General features: G+C 50.5%; 3 protein-coding genes. All 3 read right to left on the reverse strand.

Annotated elements, in window-relative coordinates:
- Positions 1-307: 307 nt before the first annotated feature.
- Positions 308-1,339, reverse strand: a complete 1,032-nt coding sequence (mnmA, locus tag Q0256_RS09250; RefSeq protein WP_297962419.1) for a tRNA 2-thiouridine(34) synthase MnmA — start codon at positions 1,337-1,339, stop codon at positions 308-310.
- Positions 1,336-1,941, reverse strand: a complete 606-nt coding sequence (locus Q0256_RS09255) for a TIGR00730 family Rossman fold protein (protein ID WP_297962421.1) — start codon at positions 1,939-1,941, stop codon at positions 1,336-1,338. The genes mnmA and Q0256_RS09255 overlap by 4 nt, the downstream gene beginning before the upstream one ends.
- A gap of 115 nt (positions 1,942-2,056) precedes the next feature.
- Positions 2,057-2,354: hypothetical protein (locus Q0256_RS09260; RefSeq protein ID WP_297962423.1), on the reverse strand; the 298-nt coding region annotated here is incomplete at its 5' end.

The raw sequence follows: 2,354 nt of genomic DNA on the forward strand, positions 1-2,354 counted from the left end.
TTTGCGTCGTGGCGTGCTTAAGTAAGGCGTCGCCGTAAAATTTTATTTTAGCACCGCAGCTTTCGTAAATTTTTGCTAGCAGTGCGGGCAACGCGGCGACAGAGCGTAAATTTAAAAGGCTTAATCGTAAAGCTACGCGCATAAAACTTGCTCGCCGAGCTCGCAAGATAAAATTTGGCGGCGCGGATTCAAAAGCGCAAATATCTTACTTCGATATGAAATTTAACAGAGCGAGTGCAGATCAAGCGGCGCGATCAAAGCGCCGTTTTGCAAACTCGCGAGCTTTAAGTGAAGCAAAAACAAAGCGCTATTTTATAAATCCGCTTGCCACTACGCGGTCGCGCTCGTCGTAAAAAACCGCGAGCTGTGCCGGAGCGATGCCCGCTGCGGGCGCGGACAGCACGGCATGCACGCCGCCGTCTTCGCGCGGCGAAATTTTAACGGGGAGTTTGGCGCTGCGGTAGCGGATCTTAACGCCGAGACCCGGCATATTTAAAATTTCATCCCTGCTTAAAAAGGCGTTAAAATTTTCGGTGTCGAACTCGTAGGTCGCCAGCTCCTCCTTGCCGCCCACGACGATCTCGTTTTTATGCGGGTCGATGCTTAGCACGAAGTGCGGCTCATGCGCGCCGTGCACCGTAAAACCGCGGCGCTTGCCGATCGTGTAGTGCATGTAGCCCTCGTGAGTGCCGATGGCGTTGCCCGCGCGGTCGCGCACGATGCCGGGCATTTTGGTACCCGTATGACGGTTCAAAACGTCGATGTAGGTGGTGTCCACAAAGCAGATCTCGCTGCTTTCGCTCGCAGAAGCGATCTGCGAAAGCTCCGTATAGGCGTGCGCGGCCTCTTTAACGTCCTTTTTATACATCCCCCCAAGCGGAAAGAGCATAAACTCAAGCGCGGCAGGATCGATGTTTGCTAAAAAATAGCTCTGATCTTTGCTAAGATCTGCGGCGGCTTTTAAAAGCCCGTCCTCGATGCGGACGTAATGCCCCGTAGCTAGGCGCTCAAAGCCCTGCTCGCGCGCAAATTCCAAGAGCTTGCCGAGCTTTATGCGGCGATTACACAGCGCGCAGGGATTTGGCGTAAGACCGTCTATATAGGCCTGCACGAAGGGCTCATAAACATCGCGATTAAAATCATTCTGCAGATCCAAAATGTGGATTTTTATACCCAAAAACTCGCCCACTTTGCGGACTTTGGCGATGTTTGCTTCGTGATAGCCCGGCTTTGCGTGCAGCTTCATATAGCAGCCCTGCACCTCGTGCCCCGCGTCTTGCAGCAGCTTCGCGCACATCGAGCTATCCACGCCGCCGCTCATCGCGACTAAAATTTTCATTCGTTCTCCTTACGTCGCACATCTGCCAAAATTTCATCCACGCTGTCGCAGAGCTTAAAATTTTGCAGATCGCTTTCGTTTATCGCGCCCGATTTTAGCAGCGAAGTGCGGAAAAACTCCATTAAAGGCGCGTAGAATTCCTCGTCGTAAAGATAGATCCGTGCGCGCTTAAAGCCCGTCTGCACCAGCACTAAAATTTCAAAAAACTCATCCAGCGTCCCAAAGCCGCCCGGAAAGATGACGAAAATTTTGCTGTTTTCGATGAGGGCGCCTTTGCGCGGTGCAAATGCCGAAAATTTCGCGCCCTGCGTCAAAAAGCCGTTGCTTTTTTGCTCAAACGGCAGCATGATGTTAAAGCCCACGCTGTGCGTCCTTGCTCTCGCAAATGCGCCTCGGTTGGCGCCTTGCATAATGCCGCCACCGCCTCCGGTGATGATCGAGTATCCTAAATCGGCGAGCCCTTCGCAGAGCTTTTGCGCGTCTTTTACGTAGCGATTATCCTCGCTAAAGCGCGCCGAGCCGAAGATCGTGGCGCTTTTGCCCACGTTTTTGAGATTGTCGCGGGCGATTTTGATGTCTTTTAAAATTTCTTTTAACTGCATGATTAATCTATCTTTTATGTATATTATTTAAAATTTTAGCTTTAAGAATACCATTAAATTTTTAAAATTCCGTTTAAAAAGGCAGAATTTACGTGATTTAAAATCTCGTTGTAAATCATACTAGGTTGCTAAGCTTTCGTAAAAATCCGCCGACGCCGCGGTAAGCACTCATATCGATCGGCTCGCAGCCCTGCTTGCTCAAAAATCGCGAGACGCTCTGTCTAAGCGCGATGGTAGCGGGCGAAAACGGATAGTGCGAGTTAAAAAGCGCGCGATTTTGTGAGCAGACGGCTACTTGTTTGCAAAACGGCACAAAGCCTAGCAGTTTAAAGCCTAGCTCGCTTATATTGCGGTGCGTAACCGACTTTAGATTTTCGTAGATCATCACGGCATCATCCTCGCTCGCGGTGAAA

Origin of the sequence: uncultured Campylobacter sp., from assembly GCF_937949835.1 — a bacterium.
Classification (GTDB): Bacteria; Campylobacterota; Campylobacteria; order Campylobacterales; family Campylobacteraceae; genus Campylobacter_B.

Excerpts from the sequence above, each read along its gene's own strand:
- mnmA (WP_297962419.1), bottom strand. The coding sequence starts at position 1,339 with ATGAAAATTTTAGTCGCGATGAGCGGCGGCGTGGATAGCTCGATGTGC.
- Q0256_RS09255 (WP_297962421.1), bottom strand. The coding sequence starts at position 1,941 with ATGCAGTTAAAAGAAATTTTAAAAGACATCAAAATCGCCCGCGACAAT.